Below are 16025 nucleotides of genomic sequence, written 5' to 3'. Positions count from 1 at the left end.
GCGCCCCGGTGCGGGGTTCGCTTGCTCGTCGGTGATGGCCAGGTTCATCCGCAGCGGCATGCTGAGGGCGGCCGGATCGCAGCCGAAGGACTCCGGCTGCTGCCAGATCGACGCGACCATCGCGGTAAACGCGAGCTGAACAGCGCCAACCCAGCGAAACCGCAGGAGTTGTTCGTCCCGATCAGGCTGGAAATGGTCCACAACGCAGAAGGAGGACTGCTCCACGAGGTCGAGTGGCGCGCCGAGGCCGACGACCGGTCGGTGGCCTCGTGGATCCGTCGCGCTGTCGGGCACGAGCTCAACAGGACGGACAGATTGATCTTGGTTGGCAACCCGTCTACCGGTAGTTTCACCTCTTCCTCAACGCCGCCCCGTATCAACAGGCTTGCTGCTGAACCGGCTTGGAAAAGCCTCAAGGCCCCATGCGCCCACTGAGCAGGGTTAGTTCTGGCGTCCGAGGAGGGCTTGCACACCATCGACTCTGCTTGCCCCGAGCGGTAACCGCGACGTTCCGACCGTCGCTTTCGCTCAGACAGCCTTCCACGATCTTGTTCCTGGCGTGCACGATTTCAGGCACGCATGGCTTTTCAGGACCCGTGCGGCGTATCCGCCCGCCCCTGCCATCCGTTCCCCATGTTACGTGAGGCTGACCACGGTTCTTCGTCCACTTGGTGGATTGCACCTCGATGGCTCGGACGCAAAGCTGGGTCGGCTTTACTGAGCTGCGTGTGCCTTTGGGGAGGGGCTCGCAGGGGGATGGGGGAACGCGAGTATGGCGCGCACGCGCTCTTTTTGGGCTGCTCACAGTCGTGGTGTGGCTTCGATTGTTCTGGCTGTTTCTGTTGTTGTGTCCGGGCTGTCGTCCGGAGTGGCTGCGGCGACGGTTCCTCAACGGAACGCGCCCGTGCCTGTGGCATCGGATCAAGCAGATGATGAACGCACGGCTGCTCGCGCTGCTCAGACACGAGGTTCGCGAGTCGAAGTAGCGTCGCGGACGACCGAGACGACCCAGGTGTTCGCCAATCCGGATGGTTCCTTCAGCCTTGAGCAATCGGTGCTGCCTGAACGCGTTCGTCAGGGCGGCAAATGGGTTGAGGTCGACGCCACATTGGTGAAGAAGGCCGATGGTTCGGTCTCTCCCAGAGCGGTAGCGGCGGACGTGTCGTTCTCCGCTGGAGGTTCAGCGCCGCTGGCGAGGCTGACCAATGCCGGTGCGGAAGTCGCGCTGGGCTGGAAGCGTCCGTTGCCCACACCGACGCTTGCAGGGGACACCGCGACCTATGCCGAGGTCCTGGCCGGCGTCGATCTCCGGGTGCGCGCGACGGCCCGCGGATTCGCCCATGAGCTGCTGGTGAAGTCACGGCAGGCAGCCGCGAACCCGGAGCTTGCCAGGATCACGTTCAGCCTCCACACCAAGGGTGTGCGTATGGCCGCCGATGCGGCAGGCAACATCGAGGGCCTGGACGCGTCCGGTCGACGAATCTTTCACGCGTCGGCACCAAAGATGTGGGACTCAGCGCCGACTGGTGCGCAACTTCCGAAAAGCCCCGGAGCGCCCTCAGTCACACCGCGGGTCGAACCCACTCGAGTCGGGGTTGAGCTGGGCAACGGAGAGGTGTCGCTGCTACCCGACCGCGCCATGCTGGACCACGCTGGTGTGGTGTACCCGCTGGTGATCGATCCGGACTTCAGCGCGATCGCACCGGAGCACTCGGCGTGGACGTTGGTGCGCAACTCCCACCCGAACGACTCACACTGGAATCTTGTACCGCGAGACAACGACGAACGCGATGCCGGAGTGGCGAGAGTCGGCCACGCACCCGGATGGCCGAGCCAGTACCTTGACCGCTCGATCTTCCGATTCGACACCTCCGCCCTCAAAGGTGCACGCATTAATCGTGCCCAGTTCCAGATCTTTCAGATGTGGAAGCATCAGAACACCTGCGACGCCGGTCAGGTGCCACCCGTGCAGTTGTGGTTGACCGGACCAATCGGACCCGACACCACATGGGCCCGGCAACCACATTGGGCCCGACTCGTCGACGAGGTACGTTCAACTCCCAAAGCAGGCCAGCCCTGCGGTCCCTCCTGGGTCGGAATGGATGCTTTCAGTGCGGCTGAGCAGGCAGCCAACGCTGGTTGGAACGACGTCACCCTGGGCCTGAAAGCCACCGACGGCGACGAGAACAGCCGCAGTGACAGCGCCTGGAAGCGTTTCCACGTCAAGACCGATGGTACGACTCGCCTGTTTCCGAAGCTCTTCGTAGAGTTCAACAGGACACCGAACGCCCCGCACGGCGTGGGAACCGACCCCGTGTTGTTGCCGCCGTGTCGTTGGTGCGGTGGGGTTGCCTACACCGGCAGTGAGCGGATCAACCTCAACGCACATCTCAGTGACCCGGATGGTGGTCAGCTGAGAGCGATGTGGGAGATCCGGCACGGCGGATTCGAGACACGTGAACAGTGGCTCGCGTCGAACTCGGTGTACAGCACCCCACTGGATCTGCGCGGTCTGCACGACAAGACGGTGTCATGGAACGTCCGCGGCAACGATGGGTGGATTGACGGCCCGATGGCGAACGGGCCACAGTTCAACGTTGATGTCGTCGCACCCGACAAGGCGCCAACAGTGTCCGCGTCGCTGTACCGAGCAGACAACGCATGGCACGGCGGAGTGGACGTCGCCGACACGTTCACCTTCTCTGCCAACGGTGTTAGCGATATCGACCACTTCGTCTACGGTTTTTCCGACCCACCGACCACCAAGGTGGACACCAACGCGTTGGGTGGCGCGGCGTCCGTCACACTCACGCCGCCGCGCGACGGCCCTGTTGACCTGTTCGTCCAGAGTGTCGATCGTGCGGGTAACCGAAGCCCGAAGAGCATCCACCACTTCTTTGTCCGTGCGGGCAACGGGCCAGCGTCCCAATGGTCACTGGACAGCTCCGCCAAGGACGATGCACCGCTAGGCGGTCGCCATGGCACCGTGAACGGTGGTGCCACGTGGGGCCCCGGCGCGGTGGGTGCCGCGATCCAACTCGACGGTATCGACGACGACATCAGCGCTCCCAACACCATCGCTACGGATGTCAGCTTCTCGGTCTCCGCATGGGTGCGAGTGGAGCGCGCTGGAACAGGCAGTCAGGCCGCTCTTTCCCAGGACGGCAACCGCGCGAGCGGGTTCTTGCTTCAGACACGCGATGGCAAGTGGGACTTCACTATTCCGGGCACGGATGCCGACGACAGCGGGCCGAACACCGCATCAGCGACCGCGAGCACCATGGTGCAGCCTGGCAGATGGACGCACGTCGCCGGGGTATACGACGCCACGCAGCACAAGGCACATCTCTACGTCGACGGTGCGCTGGCGGCATCGGTGCCCTATAACGGAAACCGCACTGCCGCGGGTGAGGTGCGAATCGGCCGAGCGCAAGCTCGCGGCGCCGCGACCAGTCGATGGGCCGGAGCGATCGACGAGGTCCGCATCTATGATCGCGCATTGTCCGGTGCTGCGGTTCGCTCTCTTGTCAGCCGCGACAATGTCCAGATCGGACACTGGAACTTCGACGAGACCGAAGGGACCACAGCCTCCAACTCGGTGCAAGGAGGCACCGCCGCTGTATTGGCCAACGGTGCGAAGTTCATCCTCAACGGCGCGAACAACGCTGCGGTCGAGCTCGACGGCGTCGATGACCACATCACCACCACAGGGCCTGTGCTTCGCACCGACCGCAGCTTCTCCGTTTCGACGTGGGTCAAGCTGAGCACATCCGTTGGAGTCCACACCGCCGTGTCTCAGGATGGCGTGGTGGGTAGCGGTTTTGTCTTACAGCACCGCGAGAACGCTTGGGTATTCGGCATGCCCTCCACGGACGGCGGCTCGACGTGGAATGCGGAGGCGCGCTCACCGGCGGCTGCGGTTCAGGCGGGAACATGGACTCACCTCACCGGCGTCTATGACGAAGCGACGAAGCAGGCATCGCTCTACGTCAACGGAGTCCTCGTGGCCACTGGACACGCCACCGCAACACCTTGGAGTGCCAACGGAAAGTTCGTCATCGGACGCGCCTGGCAGAACGGCGCGACACACTTCTGGCCTGGTGCGATCGACGAGGTCCGTGTCTCAGGCCGCGCTCTCAGCCCCGAAGAGGTCCGGGGGATCGTCAGCCAGGACAACGTGACCGCTGGACTCTGGAAACTCGATGGGAACTCTGTCGACTCGGCAGGGCAGGGGCGGCACGCCACCCTGTCGGGAGTCCCGGGATGGTCGGCCGGTCAGTCGAGCCAACCCAGCTCTACCGACCTCGCGGTGCAGCTCGACGGCGTGGACGATCATCTCAGCGCGCCGAAGACCGTTGACACCAGCAAGAGCTTTTCTGTTGCCGCATGGGTGAAGCTGGACCGCATCGGGCAGTGGCCGGTCGCCGTCTCCCAGGACGGCAGCCACACCAGCAGCTTCCAACTCCAGGCCACGCCTGACGGCAAGTGGTCGTTCTCCATGTTCAGCCAGGACGTCGACGGCGGCGGTACCAGTCACGTTCGAACCACCTCCGCGGGGCCAGCGCAACCCGGAGTGTGGACACACCTCGTCGGCCAGTACGACGCCACAGCCAAACAGACCCACATCTACGTCAACGGCGTTCACGCCGGTTTCGCATCCCACACCAGCGCCTGGAACAGCGCCGTTGGAGGTGTGCAGGTGGGGCGGGGAATGTGGAACAGCCGAAGCAGCGACTACTGGCCCGGTTCGGTCGACGACGTCAGCGTCTACAGCCGTCTTCTGTTCGAGGACGAGATCCGGGTGCGCGCCGGACGGGACCTCACCCTCGCTCATAACCTCCGGCTCGACGAGACCGCCGGCAGCACGAGTGCGGACTCTGTTGGTTCTCGGACAGCGACGCTGCGAGGAGGAGCGAGCTTCACCGCCGGGCGGGTCGGTAACGGCATCAAGCTCGACGGCGTCGACGACCATGCCTCCACCACAGGAGTGGACGTGCGACTGGACGCCAGCTTCGCGGTCTCGGCTTGGGCCTACCTCACAGCGAAGGACGGCCAGGTCACCGCGGTCAGCGTGGACGGTGCTCAGACGAGCAAGTTCCGTCTCGGGCACATCCGTGATCACGACCAAAGCGTTTTTGGCGCCTGGGTGTTTGAGATGCCCGAGTCTGACACCGGGTCGGCACCGGTCACTAAAGCCGCACTGTCGACACTGCCCACCGAGCTCAATACATGGGTACACCTGGTTGGCAGCTACGACGAGCCGAACAAGAAGCTCTGGCTCTACGTAAACGGCGAGCGAATCACTGACGGAACACTCAATACGCCGTGGACTGGCAGCGGTGGGCTAGTGATCGGCAGAGGGCTGGTCGCTGGCAAAGCCACCCAGTTCTGGCCAGGTTCCGTCGACGACGTCCGCGTATACGCAGGAGGCTTGGACAAGCAGCGCGTGCAGAGTCTCTACGACTCCTACAGCGATGTGGGGGCGAACGCACCGGCGCCGAAAGCTGTACCGGCCGATGGGCTGACGGTTCGAGACGAACGCGGAGCCATCTACAAGTTCGTGGGCGGCGCTCCCATCTGGATGCCGGCTTGTGACGCCACGTGCGGACAACCCGCGCATATCCCGAACTGGCGTGTTGATCGGCTTGACCATATGAACGCGGTTCCTGCGGACGGAACGACCATTCGTGATGACCGCAACCGGGTGTTCCGGTTCGTCGGAGGTGCACCGATCCTCTTGGACAACTGCGATATCGGCTGTGGAACACCGGTCACCATCAGCAGTACCTCGGTCGACCGTCTCGACCACATGAACCCGGTACCGGAGACCGGTTCGAGCGCGAAGGACCAACGCGGCCAAGTCTACGTGTTCATCGGTGGCGCGCCATTGCGAGTCGACGGATGCACCACGCAGTGCGGCACACCGGTGCAACTCAACAACTCCAGCGTCGACACCTACGACCACATGCGACGAACACCCACCAACGGAACAGTCGTCCGTGTGACTGACACATCGGCGATCGATCCCGCCAAGGTGTGGATGCTCGCCGGAGGCGCTGTGGTCGGGTTCGCCACGGAGAAGGAGTTCCTCGACACGAGCCATACCTGGGATCAGGTTCGGCGTATTCCCGAGAAGGTCTTCCGTCTGTTGCCACAGCGTCTCCCCGACGGGCTGGTCCTGCGTGCCCCGGATGCCCCCTCACCCACATCGGTATGGCTCGTCGCCGGCGGAGCACGACTGGAGTTCCGCACCGAACAGGAGTTCCTGGACAACGGCCACAAGGGAACCGACGTCGTACTGGTTCCCTGGCGAGCGTTGAGTGGACTGCCGAAGTACATGGCAGACGGGACGCTGGTCAAGGCGCCAGGTGATAGCCAGGTGTGGCGCATCAAGGGCGTGCAACGGAGCGCGACGACCGATACCGGAGCTGTCCAGGTGATCCCGGTTCGGATCCTGAACAGCTACGCCGTCGCCACCAGCTAGCTCCAAGCTCTTCAGCGAATCGAAGTCCTTACCTGGCTTGATCTTTCTGGTTCATGTGTGGGGGAACTGTGCGTACTGCAAGGAATGCAGCCATCCGCATCAGGGGGTTAGCGCTGTGGATGGTTGCAGCGCTCGTGGTGGCGTTGGTGCAGGTCGCGTTGCCGGCCAAAGCTCTGGCGGCAGGTGGAGGGCCATCTGTACCACTGCCATCAACGAAGTCCGTGCCTGTCACCAAGGAGACCCTGACGGCCAGGGCTCCGGACGAGACAACGACGCGCGCGCTTCGCGGCAACCAGACCGGCACAGCGGGCAAAGCAGGCGCCGGAAGCTACTCGGCCACGTCCTTGTCGTCGTCAGCCACCTGGCAGGTCTCCGCCCAGAACGGAGACTTCTCGTGGTCGTACCCCCTGCGAGTGCCTCCTGCTCCCGGTGGGCTGACACCAGATCTGGGGCTGTCCTATTCCTCCAGCGCGGTGGACGGGCTCACCAGCGCCACCAACACCCAGTCGTCCTGGGTGGGGGACGGGTGGAGCATGTGGCCGGGCTTCATCGAGCGGAGTTACCGCAGTTGTGCGGATGACCTGCCTGGTACCGCACGGGACAAGCCCCAAGACCTTTGTTGGATCAGCGATAACGCGACGATGTCGCGCTCTGGAGCGAGTTCCAAACTGATCCGCGACGACGGCACCGGTGTGTGGCGACCACAGCAGGACGACGGCTCGCGAATCGAGCACCTGTTCGGAGCCTCCAACGGCGACAACGATGGTGAGCACTGGAAGATCACCACCGTTGACGGAACCCAGTACTTCTTCGGCTCGCGAACCGATGCGAAGTCGACCTGGACCGTGCCGGTGTTCGGCAACGACCCGAAGGAGCCTTGCCACAGCGGTGAGTTCGCGACCTCCAGCTGCGTCCAGGGATACCGCTGGAACCTCGACAAGATTGTCGACCGACATGGCAACGTCATCTCCTACTTCTACGAGACCGAGACGAACCACTACGGGCGCAACAAGAACAGCGCCGCCACCGAATACGTTCGAGACGGATGGCTGGCACGCATTGACTACGGTCTGCGCGAGGATCAAGCACTGACCGCGGCCGGGCGTGTCGTGTTCACCGTGGCCGACCGGTGCGTCCCAGGGGCTGATTGCACTCCGGACAAGACTGCGAACTGGCCCGATGTTCCGTGGGACATGAAGTGCGACGGGGGGACCTGCAAGGACAAGTGGTCACCTTCTTTCTGGACCACCAAACGTCTTAGCAAGATCACGACGCAGGTTGCGCAGGGAACCGGGTACTCCGATGTGGACTCCTGGACGCTGCGGCACGAGTTCCCCGATCCGGGTGACGGGGAGAAGCCTGCGCTGTGGTTGAAGGGCATCACCCACACCGGACACGCTGGCCAACCAGTCAGCTTGCCTGAGGTCACCTTCGAAGGCGTCCGCAAGGCAAATCGCGTCTACGCGGTCGACGGCCATGCCGCATTGATCCGGTACCGCATGAACGCGATCGTCTCCGAGACCGGTGGCGTGACCTCGATCAAGTACGCCGAACCACAGTGCGTCTCGGGGTCGGCGATGCCAGCCAACCCGGAAACAAACACGATGCTGTGTTTCCCGGTCCGTTGGGCAGCGCCGTTGTCGGCCGAGCGGACCGACTACTTCCACAAGTACGTCGTGGAATCTGTCACCAACCACGACAGGATCGGCAGCTCGGTCGGCGACATCACTCGCTACGAATACCTCGGCGGCGCGGCGTGGCGCTTCGACGAGTCCGAGATCACGAAGGAAGACAAGAAGACCTGGAACGACTACCGGGGCTTCAGCCGCGTGATCGTTCGCAGAGGATCAGGCCAGGACGGCCCCACAACCAAGACCGAGCAGCTGTTCTACCGCGGCATGCACGGCGACAAGCAGCCCACCGGAACCCGTGCCGCCAAAGTCGTTGATTCCGAGCGGGCTGAGGTGACCGATGAGCCGTGGCTGGCGGGAACGCTTCGCGAGTCCATCACCTATGACGGCGAACGCGGAGCCGTGGTCAGCAAGGCCATCACAGAGCCAACCTGGCAAGGGCCAACGGCAGTGCGTGGGCCCTTCAAGGCCTACATCGTCGGAACCGGTGTGGAACGGGACTACACCGCGCTGGAGGCGGGCGGCTGGCGGGTCACCCGAACCGAAACGGCCTACGACGACCGCGGCCTGCCCACGCAGGTCAACGATCTCGGTGACATCGCCTCACCTGCTGACGACCGCTGTGTGCGAACAACATATGCGCGCAACCAAGAACGCTGGCTGTTGGCGTACCCCTCTCGCGTTGAAGCAGTGTCAGTCCACTGTGGAACAAAGCCCGTCTTCCCCGATCACGCGTTGTCGGACATTCGGAACTCGTATGACGGCCAAGATCCCGACCTCGCCCCGACAACAGGAAACCTCACCAAGGCTGAAGTGCTCAAGGAACGCCCAGCCAGTGGCCCTGTCTATGTCACGACCGCCAAGCACAGCTATGACGTGCATGGCCGTGTCACCGAATCGCGTAACGCGCTTGACCACCTGACGAAGACCGACTACACACCACGCGTCGGCGGTCCCGTCACGCAGATCGTGTCGACCAACGCCGCAGGACACACCACCACCACGGTGCTGGAGCCCGCCCACGAACAGGCCACCCGTGTCACCGACCCCAACGGTCGCGTCACGGAATCGGCCTACGACGCACTGGGCCGCCTGATCGAAGTCTGGCTCCCCAACCGCAACCGAGCCAACAGCCAACGGGCGAACTACGAATTCTCCTACTTGGTGCGCGCCGACGCACCTGTCGCTATCAGCACAACTGCGGTGGGCCCCAACGGCAACTACACCACCTCGGTCGCACTGCATGACGGACTCTTGCGTCCACGGCAAACGCAAGCGCCCGCGCCCGGTGGCGGTCGGCTGTTGACCGACACCCGCTACGACTCCCAAGGCCGGTCATACAAGACCACGCTGCCCTACTTCAACGACGCTGCTGTCGATACCAACCTGTGGGCCGCGGGCGACGCCGATGTTCCTGGGACGACGCTGGTCGAGTTCGACGGAGTCGGACGTCCGGCCAGCCAGACGTTCAAGGGCGGAACGGTGCAGTGGCGGATGACTACGCGCTACGGCGGTGATCGAGTCCACGTCACCCCGCGAGCCGGAGACATCCCGACCACGACAATCACCGATGCCCGTGGACAGACCACCGAGCTCCGCCAGTACAAGGCGGCAACCCCCACCGGTGACTACGACACCACCACCTACACCCACACACCTGCCGGTCAGCTCGCAACCGTGACGGGTCCAGGGGGCAACGTCTGGCGTAACACTTACGACTTGCGCGGCCTACGGACCAAGGCCGAGGACCCGGACAAGGGCACCTCGACCATGACCTACGACGACGCTGGTCAGCTCGTCACCACTCGCGACGCCCGTGATGTCGTCCTCGCCTACGGCTACGACGCTCTGGGGCGCAAGACCGGTGTCCACAGTGGATCTCTGACCGGGCCCAAGCTGGTGGAGTGGACCTATGACACCGCACCGTCCGGCAAGGGCCTTGCCGCGTCGTCAACCCGATGGGTCAACGGCAGCGCCTACACCCGCAAAGCGCTCGCGTACAACTCACTGAATCAGCCGGTCGGCACCGAGATCGTGATCCCACCCTCGGAAGGCCCACTGGCCGGCACTTACGCCTCCTACGCCCGGTACAACCCGGACGGCACCCCCACAAGCCTGACCTACCCGGCAGCCGGTGATCTCGCGGTCGAGACAGTCAGCCACACCTACGACGACCTCGGGCTGCCGCTGACCACGTTTGGCGGGGGCATCGACTACGTCACCAGCACCCTCTACACCCGATATCGCGAGGTCCAACGCGTCCAGCTCGGCGAGGGTGGCAAGCGGGTCTGGTTGTCCTCCTACTACGACGACAACACCCGTCGGCTCAACCGCACGATCATCGACGCCGAACTGCCCAAGCCCATGCAGGCCGACGTCAACTACACCCACGACCCTGCAGGCAACATCACCACGCTCGCCGACACCCCGCGAGAGTTGCCTGCGGACACGCAGTGCTTCCGCTACGACTACCTCCGTCGGCTCACCGAAGCGTGGACCCCGACCAACGGATGCCAGCCCGACCCGAGCACCAGCACCTTGGGCGGCCCGGGCGCTTACTGGCACAGCTTCACCTACGACAAGGCAGGCAACCGGCGCACCGAAACCCAGCACGACGGCACCGGCAACACCCAACGCGACTACACCTACCCCCAGGGAACCAACTCGCTGGCATCGGTGAGCACCACCGGCCCTGCAAGCAAACGCCAGGACCAATTCGGCTATGACAAGGCAGGCAACACCACCAGCCGAGACCTCGCCGGAGCCAAGCAGGTGTTGGACTGGGACCTTGAGGGCAGGCTGACAAAGGTCACCGATGGGCCGAAGGGCACGGAGTTCGTCCACGATGCCGATGGCAGCCGCCTTATCCGCCGTGATCCGGGCGGTGCCACCGTCTACCTCGGTGGTCAGGAGGTTCGCTGGGACAGGGCGACCGACAAGAAGACCACCACGCGGTACTACACCCACGGTGGCTCCGCTGTCGCCATACGAACGAGCGCCGGGCACACCTGGCTGGCCGGTGACCACCAAGGCACTGCCCAGATCGCGATCAACGCGCAGAGCCTCGAAGTCACCCGCCGTCGGCAGACGCCCTTCGGCACCCCACGCGGTGCGGCGGTGAGTTTCCCAGGGGAGAAGGGTTTCGTCGGCGGCACGATCGACGCCTCGATCGGGCTCATCACCCTGGGAGCACGCCAGTACGACGCTGCGAACGGCCGTTTCCTGTCGGTCGACCCGATCATGGACCTCGCCGACCCGCAGCAGCTTCATGCCTACGCCTACAGCAACAACAGCCCGATCACCTTTTCCGACCCGGACGGGCGCAGGTACCTCGGCCCGGACGGTGTGCTCGGGGGCTACGACCCGGCGCTTCACTCCTCACCTGAACAGCACAAGAGGGCGCAGGAGTCGCACAGGAATCAGTACGAAGGGTCCAAGGGTGGCGGAGGAAAACTGCCGGGGATTCCGAAGAAGCCGCTCGCGAAGCAGCCGAAAGTTCAGAACGAAAAGCTGCGAAATATTCTCGACAAGATCTACCCGAGTCCAGGGCTTCCGGATTGGGCGGGAGACGGGAAAACCGCGGATGCCGTCCGCAACGAATTCCGTACGGGAAATCCGACGTTCGACAAGTACCACGTCACCGCTGCCTGGGACAGACTCCAAGGTTTGCTCAGTCTCCTGGAAGCGGATCGCGTCGCCGATATCAATGGGGCCGACAAGCTCAGTGCTTCTGATCGCGATTTCACCGTGAGGGAGGCAAAGGAGCTGTGGCGGGCGGTGAATGAGAAGGATCGTGTCGGTGCTGCTACCAGGAGCATCAAGCCTGAGGCCGCGGATCAAATCAAGAAGGTCGCCGAAAGAATCAATAACTCTCCTTCGTTTTCTGAGGTTAGTGACGCGGAGTTTCAGCGAAAGACATACCGGGGGAGGGAGGTTGGACCCCCTAGAAGGATTAAGGGTCCAACTGTTGACGGCTTTGCGCGAGGGCTGGGAATTTTTGAAGTCGCAGCTATTGGGTTCGCGGTTATTCGGTCAGGGCCGCAGGCCACTCTCAACGGGATCTACTGTTCGGCGGTAGGGTTTGAGGTATGTGTGCGCCAACCGGATGCCTAGAGGTAGCGCACGTGGCCAAGGTTGAGGTTGACAGAGATGGTTGCTGTGGTTTTTAGGGCAAGGAGTCGAGATGTCTCAGCCTGAGCTTTCGAAAGACAGCGAAGCTGAAAGTGGTGCCGATGGCTGGGTAGTCCGAGACATTGACGGCAAGCCGGTCCGTGTTCGCGCTGGCGGGTTCGCTGATCACGTATTCCAGGGTATTGCCGGGTCGGGCGAGCGTGCGGTTGAGGCTGGCCGAATGGACTGGACGATCGGCTATCTTGCAGACCTATGTTGGATGACCGTTCCAGAAATGCGGAACGATATCGCGAAGATTCTTCAGGCGGAGATATTCAATGCGGTGAATAATGATCGATTCCTGATCTCCCCGACATTCTCTGAAGTTGCGGAGGTGCTGTGTGGCATCCTGATCTCCGCGTTGAGAAATGGAGCAGGCTTCGGTGGAGTTTCGGCCCGATGTCTTGGCGTCATCCGGAGGGTTATTGAGGAGAAGGGTGACACCTACCTGGATGTCTTCGACGAAGACATCTTTAAGCCGGTCAAGCGTGCCGGGCTGTGGTCAGCCATGAAAGAGGCAAATCCCGAGCTCATCCAGCTCATGGAGAATACTCCGAGGTGGCGCGGACTCCTCGAATCTCATGGATGCTAGTGCGGCGGGTGCGCTAGTGAATCGCGCAATGATCGGGACCCATTTTATGTTGATCTCACGACTTGATTTTGGGGTGTTTTAGCGCGATTTGATCGCAGGCGATCGTTGCAACGCCATGGAAGTCGTTCTGTTCCGCAAGCTGGCCGATATCGCGGGCTTCGCTGCCGGTGATGCGGCCTGGCCGCCGAGGTGCGGTACTGCTGCGTCGCGGGTGACTCGCGTTGCTCATCGTCGACTGGTCGCTCAAGGGGACCGGCTTGGCAGGAACCACCCGCCGTCACCTGGACATCCTGAAAGGGAAGAGCACCCACGGGCGTGCGGGCCCGTGGGTGCTCGTGCGGTCAGCTGGTGACCAGTCGCAGGCCGTATGCCTTGAGGATCGGGTTGACCGGGAAGAAGAAGACGATGCCGCCCGCGGTGCAGTCTCCCGAGCCGCCGGAGGTGACGCCCTGGGCCTGGTTGCCGGACAGCCAGGAGCCACCGGAGTCACCCGGCTCGGCGCAGGCGTTGGTGCGGGTCAAGCCCTTGACCGTGCCCTCGGCGTAGTTGACGGTCTGGTTCTTGGCCTCGATGGTGCCGCAGCGCCAGCCTGTGGTGGAGCCGGACCGGCAGATCGCCGCGCCCACGGCCGCCTCGGTGGAGCCCTTCACCGCGACGGTGCTGCCGTTGTAGCGGTTCACCACGCCACGCGAGACCCAGCTGGAGTTCGTTGCGACCCAGCCGTAGTCGTTGCCGGGGAAGCTGGAGCCGCGGAAGCTGCCGGAGGCGACCATGTTGTGACCCCAGGTTTGGGTCCCCGCGGAGCCGCAGTGCCCCGCCGTCACGTAGCCGCCCTGGACGGGGAAACCGACCGAGCAACGGCCGAGGCCGAAGTACAGGTAGTAGGCGTCGCCGCCGCGCGTGTCGTGGAGGGGCCGGGGCGCTTCGTCGCTGCGCACCACGGTGACCGCACTGGCGTCCGCGCCGCTGGCCTTGACGAACTTCTCGCCGTCGGCGGTGGACTTCGCGGTCACCACGACCCGGTTGTTGACGGTGTCGACGTACCACCCGCTGACACCCTCGGCGCTCCGATCGGCATTGTCCAAAGTGGACTTGATCGCATCGAGCTGGCTGGCGCTGCGCGCGACGATCCGAGCCTCGGCGCCCGCAGCACGGATCGCGTCGGCCTTGCTCGCGTCGGTCACCGACACGATGAGGCGTGGCTTGCCGTTGGCGAAGTGGGCGCCGGCGTAGCTGTCGCCGAGCGCGCCGCGCAGGCTGGCCTCGGTCTCGGCGGCCTTCATCTCGTTCGCCGCGCGGGCCGTCGCTTCCTCCGCGCTCAGGCCGAGGTCGCGTTGCATCGCGGTGAGCATCTCCGGCGATGCGACGGTCTCACTGGGTGCGGCGGATGCGGGCAGGGTGAGCGCCGCCGCGGAGCCTAACGCCACCAGGACAGTTCCCATGGAGCGGATCGCGTTTTTCTGCTTCATGACATTTTCCTTTGTGCTGCAGGGGTTTTGAGCCGGAGTACGCGCCCAGCACGGGGCTGACGAGCGCGTTCTCCTGGTGAACAGGGCGGCGCTCGCATGTGACTCACAGTGTGGGCTGAACCGCTGCGGCGGTACGATAGGCAGCCCTGTCCGCGCCCGGTATCCGCCATTTCGGGTACGGAATTCCGCTTCCCGTCCCGTCGTGAAATGCCGCGGGTACATCCCTACTTTCGTAGGAGTTCCTGGGAACCGTTCTACGCCGATTGCAGTACTGGTCGCTCTGGTGGCATTCAGGGTTGGCGGGTCGCGGTCAGCGTCATGTCCTGTTGGCGCACCTGCAGAACGACCTCGCCGTCCCGGGGCGCAAAGGCGAGTTCGCAATCCAAGGCGATCGCCCGGTAGCGGCCGTTGGGCAGAGCGCGCAGCCCCAGCGGAGCCTGTCCTGGGACGTGGAGGGTGAGCTCGTCGCCTTCACCGGTGATCTTGACGATGTAGTCGTCTCGCACGCGGTACGTGCCAGTCACATCGACCGGTGCGCGGTGTGGTGCGGAGCCGCCTCCGCCGTAGTGGTGTTCGGCGGCGGCGAGCACGGCCAGCAGGACCTCGTTCGCCATGTCGTTGTTGACCATCACGGCCATGCTCGTGGCGGTCGCTGGCCAGGTGAACAGCCAACAGCCGTATCCGGCGTTGCCGCCGGTGTGACCAAACCGCAGGCGGCCGTCGTCGCCCACCGAGGTGCCCAGGCCGAAGCCGCCCGGCACCTGGGGCGTGATCATTTCGGTCGCCAGGTCGCGCGACAGCAGCGCGGAACGACCGGCCACGGCGTGCGCGACCTCAGCGCCCACTCGCGTCAGGTCCGACGGCGTGGTCCACAGACCGGCGCCGGCCAGTTCCGGTTGCACACGCCACCCACCGGGCAGGGGAGTGCCGTCCAGGTAATGACCGTGTGCGACTTGGCCGTAGCGGCGCGGGAAGTCCTGGTCGTAACTGCTGTCGGCCATACCGAGCGGCTCCAGCACAAGCGAGCGCATCAGCTCGGCGAACTCTGACCCGGTGACGTCCTCCATCACCTGCTCAAGCACGGCATAGTGGCTACCCGAGTAACGAAACCCGCTGCCCGGCAGCATGGTCGCTCGAACCGGCGGGCTCGTGGCGGGTCGTTGTCCGCGCAGCACCTCGGTGCTCGTCGGCGTCGCGTCACCTCGACTGAATCCCCGGAACCAGTTGTAGGACAACCCAGCCGTGTGCGCCAACAACTGCCGCACCGTGACGACCACCCGCCAGTCATCGGACTCCGGTAGTCGCCACGAGGTCAGGTACTTCTCGATGTCCTCGTCGAGGTCCAGCACACCTTGGTCGACCAGGCGCAGCGCACCGAACGCGGCGACGTGCTTGCTGATCGAACATGCCTGGAAGATCGACCGAGGGCTCACCGTGTCCGCAGCACCGGACGTGGCGACGCCGTACGCGTGCGCCCACGGCTCAGTTCCATCCTGCCGCACCGCGACACTCACAGAGGGAACGTCGTAGAGCCCCATCAAATCCGTCAGCCCGACCCGATCCGGCGAAGCCACCCGCCATCGTGACTGACGGTCCAACTGCTCCAACACCGACGGCCAATCCCCTGGTCGCATCACAACCCCCCAGACATCTTCACCCCGGTGCTTCGCAGGCGACCG

General features: G+C 64.0%; 6 protein-coding genes. 3 read left to right on the top strand and 3 right to left on the bottom strand.

The features are described 5' to 3' along the window. The first annotated feature begins 814 nt into the window (after nucleotides 1-814). The 3 genes from ACFFQA_RS16710 (at nucleotide 815) to ACFFQA_RS16700 (ending at nucleotide 12877) form a co-directional block, all read left to right on the top strand. Complete coding sequence (locus ACFFQA_RS16710) at nucleotides 815-6484, top strand: LamG-like jellyroll fold domain-containing protein (protein ID WP_377852879.1); 5670 nt, start codon at nucleotides 815-817, stop codon at nucleotides 6482-6484. Between the two features lie 221 nt (nucleotides 6485-6705). Then, a complete protein-coding gene (locus ACFFQA_RS16705) occupies nucleotides 6706-12228 on the top strand; it encodes an RHS repeat-associated core domain-containing protein (protein WP_377852878.1) in 5523 nt (1840 codons plus the stop codon). Between the two features lie 70 nt (nucleotides 12229-12298). Beyond that, nucleotides 12299-12877, top strand: a complete 579-nt coding sequence (locus tag ACFFQA_RS16700; protein ID WP_377852877.1) for a hypothetical protein — start codon at nucleotides 12299-12301, stop codon at nucleotides 12875-12877. 55 nt (nucleotides 12878-12932) lie between these two features. Here ACFFQA_RS16700 and ACFFQA_RS16695 read toward each other — a convergent pair whose 3' ends face one another. The 3 genes from ACFFQA_RS16695 to ACFFQA_RS16685 all read right to left on the bottom strand — a co-directional run bounded on the left by ACFFQA_RS16695 (nucleotide 12933) and on the right by ACFFQA_RS16685 (nucleotide 15884). Continuing rightward, on the bottom strand, nucleotides 12933-13148 hold the full coding sequence (locus ACFFQA_RS16695; RefSeq protein WP_377852876.1) for a hypothetical protein: 216 nt from the start codon (nucleotides 13146-13148) through the stop codon (nucleotides 12933-12935). A gap of 70 nt (nucleotides 13149-13218) precedes the next feature. Beyond that, nucleotides 13219-14346, bottom strand: a complete 1128-nt coding sequence (locus tag ACFFQA_RS16690) for a S1 family peptidase (RefSeq protein ID WP_377852875.1) — start codon at nucleotides 14344-14346, stop codon at nucleotides 13219-13221. A 290-nt stretch (nucleotides 14347-14636) separates the two neighbouring features. After that, nucleotides 14637-15884 (bottom strand): serine hydrolase domain-containing protein, encoded by a 1248-nt coding sequence (locus tag ACFFQA_RS16685; protein WP_377853051.1) that lies wholly within the window; start codon nucleotides 15882-15884, stop codon nucleotides 14637-14639. Nucleotides 15885-16025 lie beyond the last annotated feature (141 nt).

The sequence above is a fragment of the Allokutzneria oryzae genome, from assembly GCF_042429765.1.
GTDB classification, from domain to species: Bacteria; Actinomycetota; Actinomycetes; order Mycobacteriales; family Pseudonocardiaceae; genus Allokutzneria; species Allokutzneria oryzae.
Note: the sequence above shows the minus strand (reverse complement) of the source record. Positions and strands in the feature narration are given on the sequence as shown.